Annotated in this window: 21 protein-coding genes, 1 other RNA gene and 1 pseudogene; 10 read left to right on the top strand and 13 right to left on the bottom strand. The window is 54.4% G+C overall.

The genetic code is table 11. From position 1 onward, the window contains the following. Window positions 1-417 precede the first annotated feature (417 nt). The 4 genes from rbfA to ssrA all read left to right on the top strand — a co-directional run bounded on the left by rbfA (window position 418) and on the right by ssrA (window position 3,465). Complete coding sequence (rbfA, locus tag ABEA92_RS05105) at window positions 418-897, top strand: 30S ribosome-binding factor RbfA (RefSeq protein ID WP_345682724.1); 480 nt, start codon at window positions 418-420, stop codon at window positions 895-897. A 124-nt stretch (window positions 898-1,021) separates the two neighbouring features. Beyond that, on the top strand, window positions 1,022-2,086 hold the full coding sequence (locus ABEA92_RS05100; RefSeq protein ID WP_345682723.1) for a hypothetical protein: 1,065 nt from the start codon (window positions 1,022-1,024) through the stop codon (window positions 2,084-2,086). A 72-nt stretch (window positions 2,087-2,158) separates the two neighbouring features. Further along, window positions 2,159-2,905, top strand: a complete 747-nt coding sequence (locus tag ABEA92_RS05095) for a YebC/PmpR family DNA-binding transcriptional regulator (RefSeq protein ID WP_345682722.1) — start codon at window positions 2,159-2,161, stop codon at window positions 2,903-2,905. Between the two features lie 182 nt (window positions 2,906-3,087). Then, window positions 3,088-3,465: a transfer-messenger RNA gene (gene ssrA / locus ABEA92_RS05090) on the top strand. Between the two features lie 288 nt (window positions 3,466-3,753). Here the strand turns inward: ssrA and ABEA92_RS05085 are convergent. After that, window positions 3,754-4,026, bottom strand: coding sequence for a hypothetical protein (locus tag ABEA92_RS05085; protein ID WP_345682721.1), 273 nt, complete (start codon window positions 4,024-4,026; stop codon window positions 3,754-3,756). Between the two features lie 47 nt (window positions 4,027-4,073). Continuing rightward, window positions 4,074-4,211, bottom strand: a pseudogene (locus ABEA92_RS31350) (PD-(D/E)XK nuclease family transposase); the annotation flags it as partial. Window positions 4,212-4,660: 449 nt separating this feature from the next. On the opposite strand from ABEA92_RS31350, the gene ABEA92_RS05080 reads away from it, so the two are divergent. Beyond that, entirely contained in the window at window positions 4,661-6,085 is a 1,425-nt protein-coding gene (locus ABEA92_RS05080) for a glycoside hydrolase family 5 protein (protein ID WP_345682720.1), read from the top strand. Window positions 6,086-6,453: 368 nt separating this feature from the next. Next, window positions 6,454-7,470 carry a 3-keto-disaccharide hydrolase gene (locus ABEA92_RS05075; protein WP_345682719.1) on the top strand — a complete coding sequence of 339 codons (1,017 nt, stop codon included), beginning with the start codon at window positions 6,454-6,456 and terminating at the stop codon, window positions 7,468-7,470. Between the two features lie 129 nt (window positions 7,471-7,599). Here ABEA92_RS05075 and ABEA92_RS05070 read toward each other — a convergent pair whose 3' ends face one another. Next, entirely contained in the window at window positions 7,600-8,727 is a 1,128-nt protein-coding gene (locus ABEA92_RS05070; protein ID WP_345682718.1) for a patatin-like phospholipase family protein, read from the bottom strand. A 603-nt stretch (window positions 8,728-9,330) separates the two neighbouring features. On the opposite strand from ABEA92_RS05070, the gene ABEA92_RS05065 reads away from it, so the two are divergent. Together ABEA92_RS05065 and ABEA92_RS05060 are read left to right on the top strand one after the other, a co-directional pair. Next, complete coding sequence (locus tag ABEA92_RS05065; RefSeq protein WP_345682717.1) at window positions 9,331-9,636, top strand: hypothetical protein; 306 nt, start codon at window positions 9,331-9,333, stop codon at window positions 9,634-9,636. Window positions 9,637-9,832: 196 nt separating this feature from the next. Further along, entirely contained in the window at window positions 9,833-10,657 is an 825-nt protein-coding gene (locus ABEA92_RS05060) for a ParA family protein (protein ID WP_345682716.1), read from the top strand. A gap of 135 nt (window positions 10,658-10,792) precedes the next feature. Here the strand turns inward: ABEA92_RS05060 and ABEA92_RS05055 are convergent, their stop codons facing one another. The 9 genes from ABEA92_RS05055 to fae form a co-directional block, all read right to left on the bottom strand. Beyond that, window positions 10,793-11,449: a hypothetical protein gene (locus ABEA92_RS05055; RefSeq protein WP_345682715.1), complete on the bottom strand. Its 657-nt coding sequence runs from the start codon at window positions 11,447-11,449 to the stop codon at window positions 10,793-10,795. A gap of 380 nt (window positions 11,450-11,829) precedes the next feature. Then, window positions 11,830-12,441: a peptidylprolyl isomerase gene (locus ABEA92_RS05050; protein ID WP_345682714.1), complete on the bottom strand. Its 612-nt coding sequence runs from the start codon at window positions 12,439-12,441 to the stop codon at window positions 11,830-11,832. Window positions 12,442-12,572: 131 nt separating this feature from the next. Further along, on the bottom strand, window positions 12,573-13,265 hold the full coding sequence (locus tag ABEA92_RS05045; RefSeq protein WP_345682713.1) for a DNA alkylation repair protein: 693 nt from the start codon (window positions 13,263-13,265) through the stop codon (window positions 12,573-12,575). Window positions 13,266-13,295: 30 nt separating this feature from the next. Beyond that, on the bottom strand, window positions 13,296-15,200 hold the full coding sequence (locus ABEA92_RS05040; RefSeq protein WP_345682712.1) for a Xaa-Pro dipeptidyl-peptidase: 1,905 nt from the start codon (window positions 15,198-15,200) through the stop codon (window positions 13,296-13,298). An 88-nt stretch (window positions 15,201-15,288) separates the two neighbouring features. After that, window positions 15,289-16,920, bottom strand: coding sequence for an arylsulfatase (locus ABEA92_RS05035; RefSeq protein WP_345682711.1), 1,632 nt, complete (start codon window positions 16,918-16,920; stop codon window positions 15,289-15,291). A gap of 412 nt (window positions 16,921-17,332) precedes the next feature. Beyond that, entirely contained in the window at window positions 17,333-17,629 is a 297-nt protein-coding gene (locus ABEA92_RS05030; RefSeq protein ID WP_345682710.1) for a hypothetical protein, read from the bottom strand. Between the two features lie 701 nt (window positions 17,630-18,330). After that, window positions 18,331-18,471, bottom strand: a complete 141-nt coding sequence (locus ABEA92_RS05025; RefSeq protein WP_345682709.1) for a hypothetical protein — start codon at window positions 18,469-18,471, stop codon at window positions 18,331-18,333. Between the two features lie 1,024 nt (window positions 18,472-19,495). Further along, window positions 19,496-20,293: a type I methionyl aminopeptidase gene (gene map, locus ABEA92_RS05020; protein ID WP_345682708.1), complete on the bottom strand. Its 798-nt coding sequence runs from the start codon at window positions 20,291-20,293 to the stop codon at window positions 19,496-19,498. 263 nt (window positions 20,294-20,556) lie between these two features. Beyond that, window positions 20,557-21,054 carry a formaldehyde-activating enzyme gene (gene fae / locus ABEA92_RS05015; protein ID WP_345682707.1) on the bottom strand — a complete coding sequence of 166 codons (498 nt, stop codon included), beginning with the start codon at window positions 21,052-21,054 and terminating at the stop codon, window positions 20,557-20,559. Window positions 21,055-21,225: 171 nt separating this feature from the next. On the opposite strand from fae, the gene ABEA92_RS05010 reads away from it, so the two are divergent. Together ABEA92_RS05010 and ABEA92_RS05005 are read left to right on the top strand one after the other, a co-directional pair. Beyond that, window positions 21,226-22,593: an ATP-grasp domain-containing protein gene (locus ABEA92_RS05010; RefSeq protein ID WP_345682706.1), complete on the top strand. Its 1,368-nt coding sequence runs from the start codon at window positions 21,226-21,228 to the stop codon at window positions 22,591-22,593. 134 nt (window positions 22,594-22,727) lie between these two features. Continuing rightward, window positions 22,728-22,973 (top strand): zinc ribbon domain-containing protein, encoded by a 246-nt coding sequence (locus ABEA92_RS05005; protein ID WP_345682705.1) that lies wholly within the window; start codon window positions 22,728-22,730, stop codon window positions 22,971-22,973. A gap of 98 nt (window positions 22,974-23,071) precedes the next feature. On the opposite strand, the gene ABEA92_RS05000 is transcribed toward ABEA92_RS05005, so the two are convergent. After that, window positions 23,072-24,574, bottom strand: a complete 1,503-nt coding sequence (locus ABEA92_RS05000) for a sulfatase family protein (RefSeq protein ID WP_345682704.1) — start codon at window positions 24,572-24,574, stop codon at window positions 23,072-23,074. Between the last annotated feature and the right edge of the window lie 137 nt (window positions 24,575-24,711).

The following is a 24,711-nucleotide window of genomic DNA, read 5'->3' as shown; positions in this document are numbered from 1 at the left end:
GATTGTCTGGCTCGTGGTCGAGCGGGTGGCAAAACGGCGGAGTGGCTGACTTTGGTGGCCGAGTTCAATCGTGTTGATCGAGTCGCAGTTGGATTGGTCGCAGCCAAAAGTTGCGGGGGCAAACCGACCGCGTCCGCGAGACGTATCCGTGGGTCAGCGACCGGTTACCGAAACACTTCGGTGAATGGTAAGCGGTTTTTGGCGGTCGGATGATTGCTTTGCCATACGATTTAATCAACCGTGTGATTCAATCAACAATGCGGCCAAATCAACCTTGCGATTTAGCTCGCATTGGGCTGTGACCATGGCGATCCCCCACTGAGTTTGTTTCTGCTTTAACGTTCTTTCGACCCGCTGCCGTTTAGGCTGCGTTATCCCCCCTCTATTTTCTACCTTCTTTCTCAACCCTCGTTCCTAATGTCCCGTCGTTTACTAAAAGCTGCTGAAGCGATCCGCGAAGTCGTCGCGTCGACGATTTTGACCGAAGTTCGTGACCCGCGTGTCAAAGATGTCACCGTGATCGGAGTCGAGGTGTCGCCTGATATGCGCGAAGCCAAGGTGTCGGTCAGCGTGATGGGGAACGACAGCCAGCAGCAACTTGCCATCCGCGGGCTGCAGAATTGTGCGGGATTTCTACAAGCCAAGATCGCCAACCGGATCGACGCCCGCTATACGCCGAAATTAACATTCAAGCTGGACAAGGGACTGCAAAACGCCCTGGTCGTGAGCGAATTGTTAAATAAGATAAAACAAGAAAAATCGGGAGCGACGTCTTCCGAATCCGTCCCTGCGGATCCAGATGACGAGCCAGCCGAAGACGCTCAATCGCAGGAGCAAGCCGAAGCAGCTTCGGAGGACGATTCGAATCCGTCCCAAGGCGGGCCATCGCCATCGTGATGATGGTGGACTCGTCGCTTTTGACGTGTTCGATGCCCTCCGGCGTCTGGATCGTTGGCCAAGGATGGTCGCTGGCGAATGCCCTACAAATTGACAACACCCAATACCTCTTCATTGCCGCAAGATGTCCGCAAGTAACCGCGCTGCCCTGATCACCAAACTGTACGCTGCGTTAAAGAAGCACTACAAACCAACGCCGCCACAGCCTGCTCGGCCATTGCTCGAGCACATTTTGTACGCCTCGTTATTGCAAGACGCTTCGGCCGAGCTTGCGGATGAAGGTATGGCAAAGTGCGAGCAAGACTTCTTCGATTGGAATGAAGTACGGGTCACCACGATCAGCGAGTTGAGCCAAGTGCTTTCCCGGCTGCCCGATCCGACCAAAGCGGCGACACGGCTAAAATCGAATTTGCAATCGGTGTTCGAAGAGTTTTATACCTTTGACCTCGATCATTTGAAGAAAGAGAACTTGGGCAAGGCGGTTGCGAAGTTCGAAAAGATGCCTGGCATGACCCCTTTCGTGCTCAGTTACACCATCCAACATGGACTCGGCGGTCATTCGATCCCGGTGGACTATTCCGCCATGGTGATTTTGATGGTCACCGACATTGCCTCGCAAGCCGAAGCGGCGGCGGGTAAGGTCCCTGGACTCGAACGAGCGATTCCGAAGAGCAAGGGAATTGAGTTTTCCGATCTGTTGCATCAAGCCGCGGTGGCGTTGAACAATAATGCCAAAGACAAAAAGTCGCGTGCGTTGGTGGACGATGTTGCCAAAGGATCGAGCAAGCGATTGGATGAATGGCACAGCAATCTGAAGGCGGCCAAGCAACGCGTCGCGGATCGCAAGGCGAAAGCGGCTGAGGACGAAGAGGCAGAGCAGGAGACCGAGGACGTAAAACCGGCCACTAAGAAGTCGGCCGAGGCTGCGACCAAGGCGAAGAAAGCGGACAGCAAGGCCGCGGCGGCCGAAGATACGTCAGCGACCAAGTCCAAGAAATCAGCATCCAAGAAGGCGTTGCCGACGAAGGCCGCCGAGATCGCTGCCGAACGCACCGAGTCCAAGAAGAAGACGTCCAGTAAAGGGACCAAGAAAAAGTCGGCTAAAGCGAGCGAATCGACAGGCGACGCCGCAAAGCCAGCGACAAAAAAATCGGCTAGCCGAAAACTTTCCAAGCGAAAGCCGCGATAGTGTGTGTCGCAGCCGTTTCACTTTGAACTGCATTTTCATCCCATCACTCCAATTATCCTTTTCTGAGCAATCATGGCTGGGCACTCAAAATGGGCGAACATTCAGCATCGTAAAGGCCGTGTGGACGCCCAACGCGGCAAGATGTGGAGCAAGCTGAGTAAAGCCATTATCGTGGCGGCAAAAATGGGCGGGGGCGACCCCGATGCAAACATTCGATTGCGTAAGGCGATCGAAGACGCCAAAGCGGTCAGCATGCCCAAGGACAATATCCAGCGCGCCATCAAACGAGGTACCGGCGAACTCGAAGGCAGCGAAGTCGAAGAGTTGCTGTACGAAGGCTACGGCCCCGGTGGGGTCGCGGTGATGTGCGAGGTGATGACCGATAATCGCAATCGCACCACCCCCGAGCTGCGGAGCATGTTTGGCAAATTTGGCGGAAACCTAGGCAATACCGGCTGCGTTTCGTACTTGTTTGACCGCAAGGGATTGTTTGTGTTTGATCCCGCAACGGCCGACGAAGAAAAGCTGACCGAGATCGCACTGGAAAACGGAGGCGAGGATGTCGAGCCGCTTGACGATGGCAAGATCCAAGTGACCTGTCATCCCGATTCGCATCAAACGCTTGCTGACGCGTTCGCCGCAGCGGAGCTTGTCCCCGAGATGTCGTCGATTAGCCAGATCGCTCAGACGATGGTCGACGTCGAGGGCTCAACGGCCAAGTCGGTACTGCGACTACTCGAGGCACTTGATGATCACGACGACGTGCAAAACGTCAGCACCAACTTGAACATCACCGACGAGATGTTCGAAGACGAGTGATCGCTCAGCGTCCAGTTTTAGGGGACCCTCGTAGCGGAAGTCGTCAAGACTTTCGTGGAGCAATGCTGTTCTGCCCCGCAATTTTGCGTCTTCGTCGTTCTCGAATTGTCAAACCACCGAAACCTGCTAGAATGCAGGTTGCTTCATGGATCATCATTTTACGATGGCCCGTACCCGGAACCGGGGGCGATCTGGATTCGACCGGACGTTTTGAAGCGATGGTTGCATGTCGTGGTTGATCAGTTGGCCACGTAAAAAGCTGATCAAAATTTTTAGTTGCAGACGAAAGTTTCGCACTGGCCGCCTAAGAACAGGCAGCCCGGGCTGATGGGGGCCGCCAGAGTCGCCTGAATGCCCGTCACAATTCTGGATCGCTTGCCGTCCTACTCGAGACGCGGTGAGTTAAAAAAGATTCGAGTTAGCGAGGCTTGGAGCCTGTCAGGCAGCGCCAAGCTGAGCGAAAAGTCTCTTTCGAGGAGACACAAATAGTTTGACTAAACATGTAGACGCTGTCGTGGATGCATCGCGGGACGCGGGTTCAATTCCCGCCGCCTCCATCAAGGCCACTTGAGTCAATTGACTTAAGTGGCCTTTTCTATTGCCCTTACGGTGATCGTCAGCAGATCCTGACGTTCGCTTATTCGCGGAACCTCTCGAGTTTCCGATAGCGTTTCCGATAAGGCCCCACTTTGAACGAGAATGTTCCGGTTGCCACGACACTCTGCCGGTCGGCATCGCGCCCGCCAAGGAAAAACGGTAGCTAAAAAGCTACCTTATCAATGTTGCCTTGCTCGGGTGCAAAATGGTGGATCGGTCGTCAATGAGGTTTGACCCCTTTCATCTGCTCGCTATACGTCGCGGTCGCGGAGACGCTTCTGCAGTTCTTCGAGCTGAGTTGTAAGTACGCTGATCTCTTGCCGAAGCAGCTCCGTATCATTCGTAAGTGGCTCTCCGAGCAACTGCTGCAGTAGCTGAATCTGACCTGCCAATTTCCCTTCTTCCCGTCCTTCTTCTCGTCCTTCTTCTCGGGCACCGGTGATGGCCCACTCGTAGTCTCGTTGAGCTTTTTCGCGTTGGTCGTACATCTGTTTGTCCTCCGTCTTCGCGGATATGATTTCCATGGTTGAAATCGCGATTTCAAACTCAATCCCTGGTAGCTAAACGGATTGAGAATTTCGACCGCAACGACTGGGTGTTCAAAATCGAGGATGGCGTTGAGCAATCCGATCAGGGCAGCCGAGTTTTGTGGCGAGCCAAAGATCTTTTTGAATGCGAAATCAACGGTCGGCCGAATTCCCAGCGGCATGGCGTTCATCCTAACTGGATTGTCAAAAACATCAGAACCTTGCCTCAATCGTAACGGAGCCGAGCTGTTTGTGCGAACACGACATGAGCGGCTCGATTGCTAGCCCCAATTTTAGGAATGCCTCCACCGGCGTTGCATACGGAAATGTCGGAAGCTTACGAGTCGAATCCGCTTCTGCATTTTCTAACCTCCCATTTTCTAACCTTACTCTTCCGTTGTTCTACATTTTGCCGTCGCATCGCATTGCGTCTCGGTCACAGGCAGTGCATCAACCCATCACTAGCGGATTGCAGACGAATCCTTCAGAATCGTCTCTGAAAACCAACAGGTCAGAACATCGCAAGCATCAATTAGCAACCGTCGTGACCTGCCCGCCTGCGTCCTCACCCTCCCTGTCTCTCGATCTTGGCTACGGATAATTTTGGCCAAGCAAACGCGAAATCATAAAAATGCAACTTCGAATCACACTCCTGCTGCTCGCTTTGTTCACTCGATCGCTCGGCACCTCCTACGCAGACGACGTCGCGATGCCGATGGCAATTCGCGATGATCTGGGTCGCCAAATTGTTGTGTCAGGCTTTGTCACGATTACCGAGGACTTGCAGGGGACGGTTCGTTACACCGCCGACGATTATCGGCGGATGGTTCGAATGGGAGCCAACTTTCAAGTCATCCGCACGGCGCTGGGGCGATTGGGCGGTTGGCCAGGCAAAGACGAAGACCCTGCCTACCTGGAACAACTCGACGAGATGGTTCGATTGGCTGACGCCGCTGGAATGCAGTCAATCTTCAAATTGGTGGTCTATGACATCCGACCTTTTGGACATCCGCAGTGGGATGCGATCTACGAAAACACGAACGGCGCTCAAGACCAACTGATCCGTGCGTGGACCAAAATTTGGACTCGCTACAAAGACGACCCCTCGGTGTTCGGCTATGACATCCTAAATGAACCCCAACACGGCTTGGATCCCAACTTACAACGTTGCTTTCGCGAACAATTGCTTCCGACTCAGCGGCGATTGGTTGACGCGATGCAGGCGATCAGCCCCAATAAATGGGCACTCTACCAACCGTTGTATCGAGAGACGGGAGCAGGTGAAGGGCCTTTTCTGCCGATGAACGTTCCGTTCGGACGCAGCCGCGTCGTCTATGCGCCTCATCTGTATCAAATGAATTTGGATCGGATGCGTAAAACACTGCGGCGTTATGAACGCGAGGCCGTGATTTCTGAGGCACCGTTGCTGCTAGGCGAATGGGGGCCGGCGACGGACATCGCGGCGGACACCGACGAGACGCTGCAGTCTCGGTATAGGAACGTGTACCAAGTAACGGCCAGCGAATTAGACCGCCACGGGATCGGGGCAATCAAAGCATGGTTCTGTGGCTCTCGAGTGGAGCTGAGGTCCAAGGTGCGGCGTGATCCGTTTACATGGGCAATCTTTTCGGACAAAACCCCGGTTGGGATCGTCGAACGAAAGTTCGTCACAGATGTTCTCGCACGCCCGCGTCCGTTAACGATTGCGGGCGATCTAGAAGACTGTCGATATGATTTCGCCACTCGCGTTTTGGGAATAAGACTCAAGCCGGACGCGACATTGGGCAGCAGTGTGATTTTTGTTCCTCAGGAACGTTTCTATGAGGATGGATTCCGCGTTGAAATCGGTTCGAAGTTGGTGCTGGAAATGCTTCCAGGCGAATCTCATTTTTCGACTTCCAGCGTCAACGCTGCGACGCTTCGTGAACAAGCGAGTGCATTACGGTGGGACGCTGATTCGCAGCGTCTCATCATCAAAGCTTGGGTCGTGGATGATCCCATGCTGACCGTACGGCTTTCGCCGTTAGTGGCAAAAAAACGCGGTAGCAAGCCGTGAGTGAGAGCGCACAAAAAAGATAGGTGACACGCGGTAAGTGCCAAAAACGTCGACTCGGGATTTCTAAGGAACGTTCTAAATCGCGGTCTGTTAAGATGGCTCTAGCTGCACTCCGTCGCCCGAAAAAATGGAACGGAAGGGAAGCCAGCGAAACGAACAAGACTTACGTTTTAAATTGCCAACATTCATCCCAAAAACTTTGCCTGTGGATAACCGCAAATGGCAACTCTGTCCTTCAAAGGCGGTGCACTCGGTGCGGGCGCCGCAAGGGCTAGCGTGGTGGCTTCCAGACCCGGCGTTAGCGTCCACGGTTTGCTTTCCGCCAGTCCAGCCGATCTTCATCTTCATCACGACACGAGCAACGAATTATGGCGAATCCTGATCGATTCTCACGCACTAACATTTGGACTCATGGCAGGCTTGCCGCATTGGTCGTCGTCGCAAGCCTGTTTTTTTCAACGCTGCAGGCCGAAGAGATCACCGGTGATTGGTCCCTTGACCTCGAATCGGGCATGCCAGCGTGGATGCGTGTGGTTCAGCAGGACGGTCAGACGCAAGTCTACATGCGTTTGTATATAGGCCCAACCGGCCCCTATGTCGCCGAGCAGGTAGAAGGGCGATTGAAGTTTGAGATTCGAAGAAACCCAAAAAATAAAAATGGGCACGCCTCGGTCACGAAGGTGGACGTGGGGATGAAGGAGGGCAAGCTTGAAGGTGTCCTTGAGCGTCAGCTCGCCGATGGAACATCCCAGCGCGATGCGTTTACGGGAACCCGAGTCCCACCGATGCCCGCATCGGCACCCGATTTGTCGAAGGTCCGGTTTGGCCATCCGATCATGATCTTCAACGGAATAGACATGAGCGGTTGGCGAACTCACGAATCTGACAAGACGAATGGATGGAGCGTGATTGATGGAATGCTGGTGAACACCACCACCAAGACCGACTTTAGTCCCACTGGCTCGTACGCCAATTTACGCACCGAAGCTGAATTTGAAGACTTTTGGTTGCACATCGAATTCCTGGTGGAAGAAGCACGCAACAGCGGTATTTATTTACGAGGAATGTATGAGGCTCAGGTGGTCGATCGGGACAGCCGGATGCAAGGCATTCAGGGGGTGGGGGCGATCTTCGGTGCGATCGCGCCATCGAGCAACGCCGGGAAACCGGGAGGCCAATGGCAAACGTACGATCTGACTCTGGTCGATCGGCACGTTACCGTGGTGCTGAATGGCGTCAAAGTTATCGACAACCAACCCATCGACGCCCCGACCGCAGGAGCCATCTACACGAACGCCGCCGCACCGGGGCCGATCTATCTGCAAGGTGACCATACCTCGGTCAAATACAAAAATATCTACTTAGCGCCGGTGCTAAAGGATTGATCATCCAATCACGAAGCGTTTGGTCGCTCTCACGTTTGCTGGTCTGTTGAAAATGACATCATCGGTGATGACGAGTGCCGCATTTACAACAATCGCATTTACAAGCGAACCGGCGAAGCTCACGGTTGCTCAGGCTGCTTTGAAGAGCACTTGTTTGCGTGGCACTCGGCCAATCGCTTCATGGCCGTAGGTGGAAAGCGTCGCATCGGCGACTTCGAAGCCGTGTCGAAATAGCAAGCTAAATTCGTGATCGGTCAACCGTCGCAGTGTGGTTTCAAGCTGCGAGACCAAACGAACTTCGCTATCGGTTAATGCGGGTTTGCCGCCAACGGGACTTCGCGAATACACCTTCTGCGTACTCAGCCCGAGTCGCAGATAGGCTCCTGTTCCAGGATTCTGCTTAAAATATTCCATCAGCATCCGCGCACGTAGACTGCGGACTTGGTCGGTCGCAACATCCACCAACCGCATCGATGCCTTTAAATATCCCGGCCGCCAACGGGATTGACGGGTTTCGTTTGAAAGCGGGCGTGACGCATCGCAAACGATCAAGAAATCGGTTCCTTCGCGTAGCCCGTCGCCGGGCTTGAACAGCGATTCGACTCCCAAATTGTCATAGACTCCCCCGTCCCAAAGATGCAGACGTTTGTATTTTGGAGCGATCGTTTGCCAGTCATCTTCGCGGAATTCGCTCCATTGATGCTGTCGCGATCGGATCATTAACGGGCCGATCAAACCGGGGACTGCCGCGGATGCCGCAAGCGCGTGTGACAATCGAAAATCAGGATCGGTGATGTATTTGGTTTGGTAATCGCCCATCAAGTCACGCTGAAATCGCCAGTTCTTTCCAGTCTGGTAACAGGTCGCGTTGATGATCCAGTTCGGCGCGATCGGCAAATCGGCCAGCGATCCGGTGATGCCCCACTTGCTCTCCAGAGCATCGCCTAGCACCGAGGCTCGGCCAGAGGCGAGTCGCCACGGCAGGAGCAGCGATTTCAGTACATAGGTGTGCTGGACGTTTCGCTTTGTCAGGAGCGAAAGGCATTTGGGCACGATGTCGTGCAAGTATTCTTCGCTACTGGGCCAGCGGTATCCGGCCGAGGCAAAGACAAGTCCTGCCGCCAGCGAGCCGCCTGAAACACTGGAGATGATCTTGACGTTGCTGAGTAGGTCGTGCCGCGCCAATCGAGCGAGCACGCCAAGGTGAAACACGGTCGCACGGACGCCGCCTCCTGAAAATGCAAGTGCGATCTTCATCAAACCATTTTTTGGATTTGGGGCGGGACGAACGTAAACCGGGCGAGCAAAAAACTTGCGAAGCAGGATCGCGATTGGCGAGGAGATGATTCACTTTTTCTAGAGTCTGCCAGCCCACCGAAGCATAGCAACGGGCCAGTTGCCAAATCCATATCAATCGTCCAGGGATGAGCGGTCAATGCCATCGCGTTTGGGTGAGCGGTAGGTTGGGCGGCGGCAGCGGAGAAGATTGCTGCGAGGTTGTGGTGGCGAGCTGTGGCGTGTTATGTCATAAGTCCTGCGAAAGAAGTTTTGCCCTGCAAAGTGATCATCGTGATTTCCAATTTTAGCCCCCTGATTGATGACCCACATTGCGGGTGTGTCAGTGAAACACGAGTGAAACGAGCCAGCTGAAAAAATCGTTAAATTTGGTTTAAGTCCCCTAACCGTCAAAGTCGATGAATCGACTAGCAGACAACCGGCAGCCGCGTTTGAACGCGTATTAGCGGTCGGTTGTCTGAGCAAATAGAAGTTGAAAATCGGATTGTCCGCCGCCGTGCGTGAAACCGAGGTTGTCCACGAGAGGAAGCGTTCCTTTCCAATCCACGTTCTGAGATGTAGCTGATGCCTGAATCGAGATTTCGCGTTGTTTCTGAGAATGGTTCTTCGATGGCGAGCCCGGCGAGCCGAAAGCTGACCGTTCAACATTCCCAAGAACGCAAAGAACGCGAATTAGACCGCATCAGCGGGGCTGCCGCCCCCAAAACGGTCGACGTTTCACTCAAGCAGATTGTGCCGCTGTTGATCGATGCGGAAAAATCGAACCGAACTTGGCTTTCGGACTTCGCGGACGACACAGTTCGTATCGACTCGGACCTGTACGATGTGTTATTGGCATACCAACAGTACCGTCAACGCGAAGCTGCCTAGCTAGCACACCAAATTTTACCGCTGCGGAGTCGCCATTTTGAATGCAACCGCAGTGGAGTCGAATGGAAGACGGAACCGGGAAACTTTCATCCGTGTTGTCGCAGGACGCGGGCGATCGTGACAGCAAACAAGCCTGCGAACCACCTGTAACTGCTACCTCCAAACGCTAACTCGCCCCATCAAGGATGATTTTACCATGCGATCGATCGCTGTGATTAACCAAAAAGGTGGTGTTGGCAAAACGACCAGCTCCGTCAACCTTTCGTCGGCTCTTGCGGCTCAAGGCCGTCGCGTTTGCTTGCTCGACCTTGATCCTCAAGCTCATGCTTCACTGCATCTCGGCATCACCGCGGTCGACGGCGAAGCAAGCATGTACGAGGTCCTCTGTGGCGAAGCGACCATCGCGCAAGCACGTTGCTGGGTCAACGAGAATCTGTGCGTGATTCCATCGAATTTGGATCTTGCCGCGGCTGAGTTGGAATTGGCCAGCGAAGTGGGCCGCGAAATGATTCTTCGCGATAAACTTGATGCTGACGACGAACCGTTTGACTACTTCATTCTCGATTGTCCTCCGAGTCTCGGTGTTTTGACCGTCAATGCCTTGGTCGCCGTGAACGAAGTCTTCTTGCCGCTGCAGCCTCACTTTTTGGCGCTGCATGGATTGAGCAAACTACTTCGGACGGTCGAAGTCGTTTCGCGACGACTCAACAGCGACCTGCGGTTGTCGGGGGTCATGCTTTGCATGTACGACTCCAACACGCGATTGGCTGCCGAAGTCAGTACCGACATTGACGAGTTCTTTGAAGCAAGCAAAGGCGCGCGAGAGTTTTATCGAAGTGCCAAATTCTTCGAAACTCGCATTCGACGCAACGTCCGCTTGGCCGAAGCGCCAAGTTTCGGCAAATCGATCTTCCAGTACTCGCCCGAAAGCAACGGCGCAGCAGACTACCAGGCGCTTGCCGAAGAAGTGATCGCTCAAGAGAACACGTTTGTGCAGATGCCGCAACAAGCTGCGGCCTAAGGCATGTCAGCGTAAGAGTTTCGGCTGACGATTTGTTCAGCCACGCTCGCACGCCAACGCATCGCTGTGACGAGTTTTCTGGCCAGCTACGAGACGCATACGCGGTCATTCCCGGTCTCGAATCGCTTCTCTGCGTTAGCAGGCGAACTTGTATCCGGGGACTTGGTTAGCCAATTGCAATCCAAATTGGCTTGCGGTTTGTGGCAGCAAACTCAGCTGTAACGGCCCACGCCCCATTCGGATGATCGTGCCAATCGGTTTCATGCCAACGTGAGAAAACGCCCGGCAGGAACGCTCGTTGGTCCAGTCCATGGTGGTCGCCAGCACATCGGTTTCCGATAACCGGTTTTCGAAGACGTGCGAGATCATGCAACCGATCAGTCGTTGGCCACGGTGATCCGGATGGGTCCATGCATTGAACAGAAATCCCGCACGGGGTGGCAAGTCGATCGAGGTGCCTAGATGGCGGGCACGCGAAAAGTTCTCGTTCGCGTCAACCGATTCGATCGCAATCCACAAATACGAAACGACTTGGTTGTCTCGGTTCGTGGTGATCACCACACGCCGCTGGCCCGAGATGTTTCGCGGGCTGCCGATCGGTGCGGGGGCCTTGCCGGCTTGGATCAGTTCAAAGAGTTCTCCCTCATCCGGCGAGCGGATGCTGTAGCCGTCGGCCAAGACCGGGGAGCGGAAATCCGCTGATTTCAGATACATCAGCCGCGTGGCATCGGCAATTTGTAACCGACGCGCAAGGGTGTAAGTGACGCGAAGAATGAAGAGGGGCAATTTCATTCGGGCATTCAAGTTTACAGCGAGTGCAAAATAACGAAGTCGGCGCGAGGTCCACCGTCCACTGCAAACGTAGTTTGAAAACAGACGGGTTGGCCGGTCGCAATGAGACGATTTTTGAGTTCGCCGCGATCGAGCGAATGCACGTTAACGATATTGCCGGATATTCACGCTCGGCTGGTTGCATCGCTCCACACCGCTGAGCCTGTCGCATGGTAAACCGCGTGCGGTTCGTTGCTGAGTCTTACGTTGCTGAGTCTTCCGTTGCCGGCGCACGTTCATCGCCGATGCTTGCGCGGCGCATAAAAAATGCCTCGAGTCTTTCTCGAAGACCCGAGGCGCGCGTGCTGCACAATATTCAGTTGGATACGCAATTCCCGATTTTATTTCTTTTCAACCACTTCGATGCTCTTGATGACCACTGGCGTGGTCGGAACATCTTGCATCAGCATACCGGGGACCTGCGGATTCGGTTTTGCTTGGGTTGCCGCTTTTCCAATGCGATCGACCACCTCTTTGCCTTCGACGACGCGTCCAAACACGGCATAGCCAAAACCGTCTTGCGAATTCTCGCGATTAAGAAAGTCATTGTTGGCGGTGTTCACAAAGAATTGACTCGACGCGCTATGGGGAGCGCTGGTGCGTGCCATCGCGACGGTATAGTGATCGTTTTTCAGACCGTTTCCGCCTTCGTTTCGCACCATACGAGGAGCATCTTTTTCTTTCATGTCGGCGGTAAACCCGCCCCCTTGGATCATGAAACCATCGATCACACGGTGGAAAATGGTGTTCGTGTAGTGTCCCTCTTTGACGTACTTCAAGAAGTTATCAACGGTCTTGGGGGCCTTGGCCGGATTCAATTCGATGACAAACGCTCCTTCGGTCGTGTCGACCTTCACGTGAACGGGAGCAGCGGGGTCTTGGCCACGGACCGTCGTGCTGGTGCAAAGAACCAAAGCGGGCAACGCCATCATCAAAGCCAATCGAGAAACCATTCGTTTCCAATCCTCATACGCGTAATTTAGGTCTGTACTGAAGTCACTGTGCTACGATTTAAACGTGCAGGGCGGTTCGCGTAAAGTCCGGAGTGAACAACGCCCTATCGACCATCGCAAATGCCAGCATTTTAGCACGGTCGTTTCCGCCGAGGCGATTTCAGCGCCCGTTCGATGTACGCGGCCGCGTCAGGCGTCTTGCAGCTCGTTTCGCCGTGATCGACCGAAACTTTGCCGATGGCCTTGGCGACACGAATCGCTCGGTCATGATACGCGGGCAAGCAGATTCCGATCGAAATCAGAGCTTGGTTCATCGCGTGTCTTGCTTGGTTTGGCTTGTCGTGAATGGTCGTTTCAATTTGCTCGAGCGCTGCTTCGACAAACTCAACGGGCACGCTGGCCGAATCATGGACCATCCAGCTCGCCAGCAGTGTGTAGCCGGCAGCCAAACTTCGCTCTTGACGACTTTGCGACCATTTTTTCCATTTCGCCGCGGCAAACGACGTTCGTGACGCCAGGTCTGCCAGCATTCCGACCAGCAGCGAATAGTGCATTTGCTTGAGCCAATCGTCGATTTGCCGCGAACGGATCAGGTTCGGATCCGCGATCAGTAGCGCCAACGTCATCGCATCGCTATTGCCCGATTCGATCAGCAGTTCGGCGAGCTGTTGATCACCTCGGTGGCGTTTTTGCAACGGACGCAAATCACCGAACTTGACACCAAACAGCGGCTCCGATGCCCCGTGTCGCAAATAGGTTTTGCGAGTCTGTGCGGAACCGAGCGATTCGAGTTCCGCCATGACATCGTCATAGGTTGGGTTCATTCTAAGCCGCCACATGCGAATGAGGGACCGTTACCGAAGTGATGGCTTTGCCGTTTTCGCCACGGTCTCGCCTTCCGCTTTTTCGTCGGCTGCGGTCGACTTTTTGAACGCTTCGACTCCGCCCACCACCGGCAAGCTCAGCCGCGTCGCATCGAGATCGACGGTCAATTCCGTACCGGGCGTCGGCCATAGAGTGACATCGCGATCGCTCGAAAAAATCATCAATCCGATCTGTTGCCCTTTGGCAATGATTTGGTCGTCCGGTTGAAGATCAAATTTCACGTCATAGAACTTGCCTGGTTCGAGCGGTTCACTCTCGCGAATCGATCGCTGGTTCTGAGGGTCCGCCCAACCGCGTGTGATGATGTTATCGGTGATGTGCGCCTTCTTGTCGTCGTTCCAAGGCAGCGAGACAAGCCAGACCGACAAATTCGCGAACGGCTTGCTGCTGGCCAATTTCAATTCGATTTTTGGCGTCCCTGACAAATGCAGTGGTTCCGTTAGAGTTTTTGAAACATAGATCAGTCGATGCTCGGTCCATTCGGCTTGAGCCAGCGAGTCTCCGCTGAAGGAGAAATTGTCGACCAATTTCTCGGTCCCTTGGCTCGATTCGGTTTCGAGGACCAGCGATCCACGTTCGGGGGCGCCGGCGGTTGGTCGCAGCGTGACCGGCGACGCGGCGGGGTTCGGGTAATCTTCGTACGAAGTCGGATTTTCATGTTTGGCACCCTCTCGCACGATCCAGGCCCGTGGATCATCCTCGACGCCGTTTTCGATCCCGTGCAGAAACCGAGTGAACCAACGGTTCATCAATTTCATTGGCGGCGGGCCACCGTGGCCGTCTTGATGATAGTAGGTTTGTACTGGAACCCCTTTCGCTTTGACCGCTTGATAAATTCGGTTGCTGTGCTCCGGCACGACGTTCCAGTCGTTGAACCCATGCGACATCAGCAGCGCCGCTTTCATTGGACCGAGATCATGGATGTAGTCGCGTTTCGCCCAGAAATCGTTGTAGTCTCCGCTCACACGATCCATGCCTTCCGCCATTTCTTTATCGCGAATTTCGCAATCGCAATACTCACGTCGGGCCGCGTTGCCGCTATGGATAAAGTCGTACAAGTAGTCGACGTCCTCACCCAGATAGCCGCCTGGGTGTCGTACCAAACCGTTGGATCGGTAGTAGTGATAGTACGAGGTGTTAGGGGCGACCGGGATGATGGCTTCGAGTCCTTCGACACCTGTGGTAGCGGCCGCTAGTGGGATCGTGCCATTGTAGGAGGTCCCGGTCATTCCGACTTTACCGGTGCTCCAGTACGCCGTCACAGGTTCGTCGCCATCGACCGTTGTGTAACCTTTGCCGCGACCACACAGCCAATCAATGACCGCTTTGGGAGCCAGCGATTCGTTATCACCACCAATCGTCGGGCAGCCTTCGGAGAGTCCTGTTCCCGGCGACGAAGAATGGACCACGATGTAGCCACGAGGCAGCCAATCGGCCACATGTTTTTTAGAGATGATTGGTCGCTGGATCTTCAGTTCGATCTCCGGCATGTGCTCTCGCGGTGGCGGCACCTCGCCGAGTTCATGCCGTGTGTCCCAGAAATACTTTTCGTCGGAATCACCAACGCCGCAGTAATAGGGACTCGAGCCATAGACGACTGGCAATTTCAGCCCTTCGGTATCCGTTTGCCGAGGCCGTGTGACGTCCACGTGCATGCGATCGAGTTTGCCGTCGCCGTCGGAATCAAATTCAGTTTCGACCCACAGGTCATGACGAATCCAGAAATCAGGGTCCTTGAATTCGTCGACGATTTGGGCTTCGCCGTCTTTGAAAACCGGCGCGGCGCGTTTTGCTTCCTTGCCATGGATCGTCACGATCGTGACAAGATTCAAAACGGCGACGATCGTTAGCGATCTCAATAAACACGTTGTCATGTTGCTTTTTGTCTTGCGAATTCAGTAGGAACAGATTTGGGGTTCAGTGAACAATAAAATGCGAAGGGATGCCTCACCCGCCGGATGATCAGTTCGCATTTTCACGAGTTAGTTTGTCGTAGATTGGAAGTGCAAAATCGGGCTCGATCGATCGTGTTTCGACGTACGTTGCCTCGAGTCGCTTGATGATTTCGGGATGCGTTGCTGCAACGTCGTGCTGTTCGTCGCGGTCGGTGTCCAAGTTGTACAGTTCCCAATCGCCAGGATTCTTTTTCAGCAAATTTCGCCGAATCGCTTTCCAGTGGCCATCACGGATGGCCACGATGCCTCCGTAGTTATGGAAATCCCAAACCATCGGGCTCTCTCGAGTTGGCGTCGATGTGGACTTCAATTCCGGCAACAAATTGATCCCATCGAGCATCAAGTTGGATGTCAGGTCGTTGGTTTGCAAATCGACCTTTGCGACCGCGCAAAGCGTGACGAACCAATCAGGGAAATAAGACGGCAGTTCCGAAACACTGTTTTCTTTGATGTGCCCCGGCCATTTCACGATGCACGGCACGCGAATACCGCCTTCGTAACAACTGCCCTTGAATCCTCGTAGTCCACCGGTCGAATTAAAGAAAGTGCAAGCGGCCCCGCCAACATGAAAGCGAGGATCGCGGCCACCGTGCGTTGGGCCATTGTCCGACGTGAAAACGATTAGCGTGTTTTCGCTTAGCCCATGCTTTTCTAATTGTTGCAGAATCGTGCCGACGTGTTCATCGAGATCCGAGATCATCGATGCATAAGCCGCGCGTGGCCGAGGGTGTGGCAAGTAGCCATTTTCGCCTCGATAGGGCCCGTTTTCTTCGTCCCACGATTCGGGGTATTGATCTAGCCATTGCTGCGGAGGCTGCATCGCAACGTGAGGTTCGACAAACGGCAAGTACAAAAAGAAAGGTTTGTTTTTGTGTTTGTCGATAAACTTGGTCGCTTCGGCAAGGATTAAATCCGGAGCATAATTCTTCGCACGGTAGTCGTTGGCGATCACTTCGCCATCGGGTTTGCGGTCGTGTCCAGGAATCGGGTAAAGGTTGATTTGGACTTCGCGTTCGTCGCTGTCCAGAAACGGCGGGTAATAGCTATGGGCGTTGCGTTGGCAATTGTATCCATAGTAGCGGTCGAACCCCTGTTTCATCGGTGACCCGGAGGTGTTAGAAGGGCCGAGTCCCCATTTGCCAAACGCTCCGGTGACATAGCCTGCCTCTTTCAAGACTTCCGCGATGGTGACGGCGTCGGCGGTGATCGGCCATTGGCCTGGATAGATGCGTCCGTTTCCTGAATCGCGATTGCCACGGATTTGGGCATGCGACAGGTTCTGGCCGGTCATCAGCACGCAGCGTGCCGGCGCACAGACGGGGGCGCCCGTATAATGCTGGGTGAAACGCATCCCTTCGCTGGCGAGACGGTCAAGATTGGGAGTCTTGATTTTTTGTTGGCCGTAAGACCCTAGTTCGCCATAGCCAAGGTCATCCGCCAGGATGAACACGATGTTCGGTTGGTCGGTCGAGTCCGCCCACACAACGCCGGACGCCGCAAGCGGTACCGCGATGGCAAAGACGATCCGAAGCAACGAGCTGGCAAATCGACGTGAGGGGGATCGCCCCGCCGCAGCGGTGTGGTTGGATTGGTGTTGCGACGAGCGAGACGAAGGACGCAGACGAAATAATCGATTCATAAGGTTTTTTTGCGATGGCGTGGACGCAATGGCAACGAGGCCGGCGAGAAATTTTTATAGCAATCGCAGTATAAGTAACGAACTCGCTCGATGCGCAATGCATCGCTGATGAACCGAAAAGTCGTGGCAATTTTTTGTTGATCGAGACTCGATTAATTGGGGGGCCGCATCTGGTGTTGAGCGGGTTGACCCAGCAGGAGGACAAGGATCGTTTTGTCATCCGTCCCGGCTAGCTCCTGAGCAGACGCCAGTTCCGAATCGTGTGCCTAGCTCGAATGCTGGGCGAGCCCGAATCGTGGGCGAAGTTGATCCGCAATGTCGGTATGCCCCCATCAACGCGATCGAATCTGCATTGATGGAATTCCCAGTGATGCCGGGAGCGATGAAAAGACCATGCTGCCGCAAGCCATGGTTATCGCTGGAGACTGCTTGGGTTCGACGCCGTCAAGCCTTGGGATAGCATTCCCATTGGCGTGCGCAATCCTGTTTCTCGCTCTTGTGAAGCGGGGTTGAAGAAAGCGTTAAGTTCGCAATGCAGCTTCGCGCAATCAAGATACCGTTGTCGACATTCGGCATCGTTTTGCAGTAGCAGCTCGAGTCGGCGAAGATCGGCCTCGGAGATGTTGTTGTCGAGCATCTTCCAGCTGAGTTCTTCGACGTCGTCCATCTGAAACGAAGATTGATTCCCTGGGGTTGCATTCATGACCATGTTGGTCTTCCTTGTCTTGATTCGTTTATCAATTGTCGAGGTGCATCGACACTCGTTCGAGGTCGTTGGCGTCGACGGATTGCGTTGCAGGTGTCGATGATGATGTCGCCAATCGAGTGTGGTTATCGAATACGAAGACGGATAACACTCGGGCGACGGTGCAAGACTCGTAGCAACTGATACACCAACCTGGATGTTGTTTTTGTTTGGGTGTCAGAAGCCGCCTTCGCTGCAAGTTAAGGTTGCACGCGTCCAAAACGCTCGAAAAGAGACCTCATGGTTGCTGACAAAAACGGCAGCACCGCTGGCGTTTTATGCAGCACCGGGGGGCAAAATTGGCAGCGAAGCACCAGCCGGTGCAGTGCTTTGGCATTGCTTAGCGCCCCCCGTATAGGGTGGTGGTCTTGTGCCGATGACTGGAAGGCAACGCTAGAATGCAGCGGAGTTGGGAAGACAAATCCCAGCGGGCGACACACTATCGGCCGGTGTGTCGGACTCCGGCCTATTCGGTTGCTACTAAGTTGACAGTCCAGAAAATAGAGAGGGGCTACCGCAGGTTGTTTGCGTTTACGGATGGACGTTTACAGGGGGGGCAAGGTTGCGTTGCCTGTAGCCCAGAAGAGGTGGGTACAGAAACGATGGTCCCGACCCGAGTGGTCGCCCCACTACAGATTGCCTCCAGATCCAGAGGCATGTGGGAGTCAAGAAAGGTTGTGCGGATGGCCCCACATGTCATCAGGCCCATTTAGTGCCACCGCCGCTTCGGTGGCATTCATTTCGGCACCGTTCACCGCGGTGCCGTTCCGCAGTCTCTGGCCGCTGGGCACTGTCTGAGAACGCATCCGAGGCGGAAACTTGGTAGCGGAATTCGTGAACGGCTTGTTGATTTAGTGAAGGTTCCTGCGGCAAGGGGTGTATGATGGACGTCCTCGTCCGTCAATGATGGATTCGACGGACTAGGAAGTCCGTCGTACGACTAAAACAACAAGCCGTGAAGAATTTCGATTTCCCAGTGGGTTATGCCATGCTGCCGAAAGCCTTGACGGCTTGTTGATTCAGTGAAGTTTCCTGGGGCATGAGGTGTATGATGGACGTCCTCGTCCGTCAATGATGTATCCGACGGACTAGGAAGTCCATCGTACGACTAAAACAACAAGCCGTGAAGAATTTCGATTTCCCAGTGGGTTATGCCATGCTACCGAAAGCCTTGACGGCTTGTTGATTTAGCGAAGTTTCCTGCGGCATGGGATGTATGATGGACGTCCTCGTCCGTCAATGATGTATCCGACCGACTAGGAAGTCCGTCGTACAACTAAATCAACAAGCCGTGAAGAATTTCGATTTCCCAGTGGGTTATGCCATGCTGCCGAAAGCCTTGACGGGCTGTTGATTTAGTGAAGTTTCCTGCGGCATGGGGTGTATGATGGACGTCCTCGTCCGTCAATGATGTATCCGACGGACTAGGAAGTCCCTCGTACGACTAAAACAACAAGCCGTGAAGAATTTCGATTTCCCAGTGGGTTATGCCATGCTGCCGAAAGCCTTGACGGGCTGTTGATTTAGTGAAGTTTGCTGCGGCATGGGATGTATGATGGACGTCCTCGTCCGTCAATGATGGATTCGACGGACTAGGAAGTCCATCGTACGACTAAAACAACAAGCCGTGAAGAATTTCGATTTCGCAGTGGGTTATGGCATGCTACCGAAAGCCTTGACGGGCTGTTGATTTAGTGAAGTTTCCTGCGGCATGGGATGTATGATGGACGTCCTCGTCCGTCAATGATGGATTCGACGGACTAGGAAGTCCGTCGTACGACTAAAACAACAAGCAGCCCGCGACTTCCGCTACGGTTTTCAGGCAGTCCGCTAGAACTGGTGTCCGCGGCGGGGGCCGTTTTCGGTCAACGTCAAAATCTCGGGACCTTCTTCGGTCATCAGCAGCGTGTGCTCGAACTGTGCCGACGGCAAGCCGTCCTTGGTTCGCACGGTCCAGCCGTCTTGCTTGTCACAGCGGGTGTAGCGAGTTCCGGCGTTGATCATCGGTTCGACGGTGAAGCACATTCCGGGAAACAGACGGTCGCTGCGGCTTTCGCGGTTGGGGTAGTGAGGGATCGAGGGATCGAGGTGGAATTGGCGACCAAGGCCGTGTCCGACGTATTCCCGCACGACGGTGAATCCTCGTCGATGCGCCTCGGGCACGATGGTTTCACCAATCTCGCTGACGCGGCAACCCGGGGTGAGTGCGTCGATGGCCAGGTACAGGCAATCAAATGCGCATTGGGTGACCGCTCGGCGTTCTTCACTGACTTCTTCGATCAAAAAGGTTTCGCTTTGGTCGCCATGCCATCCGTCAACGATTGTGGTGATGTCGACGTTGACAATGTCGCCTGGTTGCAATTCGTAGGGGCCCGGGATGCCGTGACAGATCACTTCATTGACACTGATACAGCAGCTCTTGGGATAGTTTTGATAGCCGAGCGTGGCAGGAACATGGCCATGATCTCGCGTCCATTGAGCGACAAGGTCATCGATGCTTTGCGTAGTCACTCCAGCAACGACGTGGGGACGGATAAAGTCCATCAGGCGGGCGTTGACTCGACCGGCGCGTCGCATTGAATCTCGCTGGGCCTCGTCCAGGATCAATTTTTTTTGCTGTTTAAGCATTAGATCATTCTCGAAAATTAGACTTGTCGCTGCACAAGTTAAAAAAGTGGGGTGAGGATGCACGATCCTGCCTTCGGCGATGACGCCCTTAAACGATCATACCAGACTGCAATGGCGTTCCCAAGCGTCAAATAGCGTTTGGGACAAAACAGAGGAGAACCAAAAAACTCCTCGATTCATGGGGAATCGAGGAGTTTTGGTGTGCGAAAATGCGAATTCCGTGACCGAATTCGCTATGGGAAACGCTGTCCTAGATCGAGTGACTAGAAGCCTTTGAAAGGGTGAGCAGCGGAGTCCTTTTTCGCAAGCATTTCGTCAACCGTCGGTTTTCCGTTCATTGCAGCGACGAGTGCTTGCTTGGTTGCTTCGTAGTTGTAGTTGTAAATCTTTTCGTCGTCTTCGGCGTGGGGGTGAATGAACACGCCACAAACGCAAACGAGGTCCTCGGCTTGGTCCTTCGGAATCACGCCATCGCTGACCGAATCGGCAACGGCTTTGGCGACGGCGGCTTGAGCCGGGCCAAACATTTGGACTGCTTGTTTCATCCCTTTGATCGTCACTTTGGTGATCATGACGGTCGACGGTTTGACGGCAACGTTGGGCTCGAGAACGGCTAGCAGGTTCGTGTGCCCTTCGCTCTGGTTCGACAATGCGTTGGCAAACGCAGCTCCAACCGGTCCGTTTTTGCTGCCGATCATCAAGTCGATGTGTGCGATTTCGTTACCATCGCCGACTAAAGCTTCTCCAATGTTAAACTGCATGGAAGGGGACTCCGTTGGGAAGTTGTAGGGTTGAGGAAGGACACCATGTGATGTATTTGATGTTTTGGGACGCCGAAGTCAATTCGCAACGGCAATCCAAAGCAACGGGAACGGTACCAGATCCACTGATTTAGGACCACTCCCCCCATTCGCTCGCCTGGAACGACACCCTTGAAAAATCACAGCTCGCGGCCGAATCTAACGCTTGTCGGGGCTAGTGTGCGAGCGGCCGCACAATCGGCCGCCCGAGCCGGATTGAGTGTCGTCGGGTTCGATTTGTTCGGAGATAGCGATTGTCGATCCGTGTGCGATCAATTTGAGTTGATTTCGCCTCCGATCGAGACGGCAGCCGCGGGTGCCACCACCGCTGCCGGTGCCACCGCGTTGCGTCTTCATGCCGCGTTACGTCTTCATGATGTGCCAAGCGGGGCGGCTTCGTCGGTGCTTCAGGTCGGCGGTTTGTCGAGCGAGGTTTGTTCCGATCCGGCTGTCGATTCCCTAATCGCTCGCTCGACCGCCGACATGCGGCTACGGGATCCCGACTTCTTGGCTGATTTGGTCGCTGCGGCAGGAATAAAATTCCCCCTAACGCTGCGAGCCGGTAAAGCGTCCACGCGGTTTGTTCGCCAGCGGATTACGTCGACGGGAGAGCGATGGCTCTGGAAAGATGCTTCGGGCAGCGGCGGCATCCACGTCCGCTGGGTCTCGGATCGCCCCGACCCAAATTGTGCATCGCCAGATTGCCCTGGCTCAGATTGCCCAGGTTCAGATTGCCCGCCTTCGGGGATCGTCGACGCCGATCAAGCGTCCGACGCTGACTCGCATATTTATCAGCGGTGGATTGCCGGCAAGCGGTTCGGTGCATCCTACCTGAGTGACGGTAACGAAACGATCATGCTCGGCGTGTGTCGTTCACTACACACGCGAAAGCCGCCGTTCCCGTTTGTTTACGGTGGCTCGTATGGTCCCGTTTCGCTCACCGCCCAGCAAACCGAAACGCTGTGCAAGCTGGGCGACACCCTGGTCACTAACACAGGGCTGAAGGGATTGTTCGGTATCGATGTGATCGTTGATGCATGGCAGCGGCTGTGGTTGCTGGAAATCAATCCGCGTTGGACCGCGTCAAGCGAATTGATCGAGCGAAGTCTAATTCGCCGAAATGTGATTGGGCCATGCCAATCGTTGATCGGATCGACATGCAGAATCCAGTTTCCTCATCTTGAAAACGAAATCGATTCGCCATCGCTTGCCGAGGTAAGAACGCGGCTATTGCAAAACGTCGAAGTGACACCGCGGTTTCTGAAAAAAGTTGTGTTCGCACGCAAATCAGGAAACTTGGATCGCCAAGAACTTGCGCGAGCAGAAATGGACGGCATCCAGTGTTATGATGTTCCCCAGCATGCCGCGTTCATTTCCAAGGGGCATCCGCTGTGTAGTCTGATTGCAGCCGCTCCGTCGCAAGGCAAAGCGGCATGTCCCGCATCGCGGGAAATGCGATGGCGGGAAAGCATTCGCATCGCACAAGCGTCCGTGCGTTAGGAAACGATTGCGTAATACACGCATCGCGGATGCATTGCCACGACGAGCACGCGGATAAACCAAGCCGGCTTCATCGGGTCCGATAACCCACGGCGGACCGCGGTTCACACTCGACTAAAATAAGGATCCTCTTCGTGACTTCATTTGGAATGCCGGGCGCCGCTGAAATCGTCATTATCATGTTGATCTTGGGCGTGCTGGTGTTGCCGCTCGTGCTTGTGATTGCCATGGTGATTTTCGTCCGCAGGACGAATGCAACGTCGCAACCAACGCACGAGCCACTGTCGCTGGATTGTCCGAGCTGTCATGTTGCCATCCCACATGCAAGTGCGTTTTGTCCTCATTGCGGCGCGGCACTGACATCGACAGACGATCGCTGAGCGTTGTTATCGCATGCAACTTTCGCCAGAACGTGTGATTTACACAGGACGCAAGAATCCACACTCGAACGAACCCAACGTACGAAACGCAACTGCCGTCATTGACGCGGTGATTGCGATTTTCGCTTGCCTTTCGATGCATTGGTTAGCTGGTCTTCCTTTGCCATGAAAGCTTCGCGAATCGAGACATCGTCGTGCGACTGCAACACCATGGCAACCGGATCGTTCATCTGTTTCAGAGACGACGTCAATCGGTTTCGCAATGATTGCACGGTTTGTTGTGCTGCAGGGCTGTCGATCAAATTGACCAAACAATCGGGATCATTTTTCAAGTCGTACAGTTCTTCGAGGACTCGATGGTCAAACATATGTAATCTTGCCGCGATGTCAGATTCCTGCTTGGCACGTTTGATCATTTGGCGATACGTCACAGTACCGGTGGTTGCGGTGGCAAATTTTCGCTTGCCATTGCTCCATGGATTGAACAGGTACAAATGCTCGCGAGTCTGGATGCCTCGCATTGGATGTCGGTTCCGGCCAGCGTTCTCGTTGTATTGCAAAATGACGAAGTCGCGATCGGATTGCGTTTCGCCACGCAGCAGCGGAGCAAAGGAGCGTCCGTGCAGGATCTCTGGCGTAGGATGATCCTGCTGCATCACTTCAAGCAGCGTCGGCAAGAAATCGATAGCCGAAACCATGTGAGTGGAGTCTTTCGAATTGGGGCGCGTGACACCGGGCCATCGGACCATCAGCGGCGTGTGCGTGCTGTGATAATAGAGCTGTGTCTTGGCAAAGGGCAGCGGCATGCCGTGGTCCGACAAAAACATGACCAAGGTTGTGTCCGCTTTCCCCGATTCGTCGAGCGCTGACATGATCTCGCGAAAACAATCGTCCGCTCGACGAACCGACGAGTAATAGAGGGCGAGTTCCTCTCGCACCAACGGGTCATCAAACAGAAACCCAGGAACGGGAACCTCTTCGGCGGCGAATGTGTGCGAGGGTTGGTTCGCATCGCGTGGTCCCGAGTAAAACGGTTTGTGGGGATCCGAAATGTTGACCATCAAGCAAAACGGTTTGTTCGCTTGCTCTGCCATCCGAATTCCATCGGCGGTCGATTTACCATAGCTTGCGGCATCTTTGTTATGGTGCTTCTTGCCGTTGGCGTCGGTGTCAAGAACCGCGTCCCAGGCGTATGGGGTGTACGGAGTCGAGTGGGGGACTTTGCCACGGATGCCGGCAAAGTAACCAGCCTGCTTTGCCAAATCGCACAACACCGGATAGTCGGGCGACTTGTTTTGCCGAAATCCTTCGACACCGTTGACGTGAGAATATAGTCCCGACCACATGATGTTGCGGCCTGGCATGCAATTGCCGACCAACACATGAGCATGCTCGAACCGCAACGCGGTTTTTGCAAACGCATCGATGCTGGGCGACGTTTCCGATAGTTCGCAGCCGTACACACCGAGTGAATCGGCGCTCATGTCATCAACCGTCACGATCAATATGTTTGGTCGCGCAGGATCCGCTGCCGCAACCCACGGGACCGTCACGAGCCATGTCGAGACGGCAAGCAGACACACACGAACAAGAGCAACCATAACTGTGATCCCTGGGGAGATAGGATGAATTCGCAGGCGGAAGTTTTGATGCGTTCGATTGTACTACAGCGGTGCTGCAGCGGGGCGATTCGTCCGCGCTCGCTGTCAGCGAGCGCCGTCAACTATCGTCGACAACG

Source organism: Novipirellula caenicola, assembly GCF_039545035.1.
In the GTDB taxonomy this organism is placed as follows: Bacteria; Planctomycetota; Planctomycetia; order Pirellulales; family Pirellulaceae; genus Novipirellula; species Novipirellula caenicola.
Note: the sequence above shows the minus strand (reverse complement) of the source record. Positions and strands in the feature narration are given on the sequence as shown.

Bases quoted from the DNA above. Each gene is read 5' to 3' on its own strand.
- rbfA (WP_345682724.1), top strand. From the start codon at position 418: ATGTCCCGTCGTTTACTAAAAGCTGCTGAAGCGATCCGCGAAGTCGTC.
- ABEA92_RS05100 (WP_345682723.1), top strand. From the start codon at position 1,022: ATGTCCGCAAGTAACCGCGCTGCCCTGATCACCAAACTGTACGCTGCG.
- ABEA92_RS05095 (WP_345682722.1), top strand. From the start codon at position 2,159: ATGGCTGGGCACTCAAAATGGGCGAACATTCAGCATCGTAAAGGCCGT.
- ABEA92_RS05085 (WP_345682721.1), bottom strand. From the start codon at position 4,026: ATGGAAATCATATCCGCGAAGACGGAGGACAAACAGATGTACGACCAA.
- ABEA92_RS05080 (WP_345682720.1), top strand. From the start codon at position 4,661: ATGCAACTTCGAATCACACTCCTGCTGCTCGCTTTGTTCACTCGATCG.
- ABEA92_RS05075 (WP_345682719.1), top strand. From the start codon at position 6,454: ATGGCGAATCCTGATCGATTCTCACGCACTAACATTTGGACTCATGGC.
- ABEA92_RS05070 (WP_345682718.1), bottom strand. From the start codon at position 8,727: ATGAAGATCGCACTTGCATTTTCAGGAGGCGGCGTCCGTGCGACCGTG.
- ABEA92_RS05065 (WP_345682717.1), top strand. From the start codon at position 9,331: ATGCCTGAATCGAGATTTCGCGTTGTTTCTGAGAATGGTTCTTCGATG.
- ABEA92_RS05060 (WP_345682716.1), top strand. From the start codon at position 9,833: ATGCGATCGATCGCTGTGATTAACCAAAAAGGTGGTGTTGGCAAAACG.
- ABEA92_RS05055 (WP_345682715.1), bottom strand. From the start codon at position 11,449: ATGAAATTGCCCCTCTTCATTCTTCGCGTCACTTACACCCTTGCGCGT.
- ABEA92_RS05050 (WP_345682714.1), bottom strand. From the start codon at position 12,441: ATGGTTTCTCGATTGGCTTTGATGATGGCGTTGCCCGCTTTGGTTCTT.
- ABEA92_RS05045 (WP_345682713.1), bottom strand. From the start codon at position 13,265: ATGAACCCAACCTATGACGATGTCATGGCGGAACTCGAATCGCTCGGT.
- ABEA92_RS05040 (WP_345682712.1), bottom strand. From the start codon at position 15,200: ATGACAACGTGTTTATTGAGATCGCTAACGATCGTCGCCGTTTTGAAT.
- ABEA92_RS05035 (WP_345682711.1), bottom strand. From the start codon at position 16,920: ATGAATCGATTATTTCGTCTGCGTCCTTCGTCTCGCTCGTCGCAACAC.
- ABEA92_RS05030 (WP_345682710.1), bottom strand. From the start codon at position 17,629: ATGGTCATGAATGCAACCCCAGGGAATCAATCTTCGTTTCAGATGGAC.
- ABEA92_RS05025 (WP_345682709.1), bottom strand. From the start codon at position 18,471: ATGCGTTCTCAGACAGTGCCCAGCGGCCAGAGACTGCGGAACGGCACC.
- map (WP_345682708.1), bottom strand. From the start codon at position 20,293: ATGCTTAAACAGCAAAAAAAATTGATCCTGGACGAGGCCCAGCGAGAT.
- fae (WP_345682707.1), bottom strand. From the start codon at position 21,054: ATGCAGTTTAACATTGGAGAAGCTTTAGTCGGCGATGGTAACGAAATC.
- ABEA92_RS05000 (WP_345682704.1), bottom strand. From the start codon at position 24,574: ATGGTTGCTCTTGTTCGTGTGTGTCTGCTTGCCGTCTCGACATGGCTC.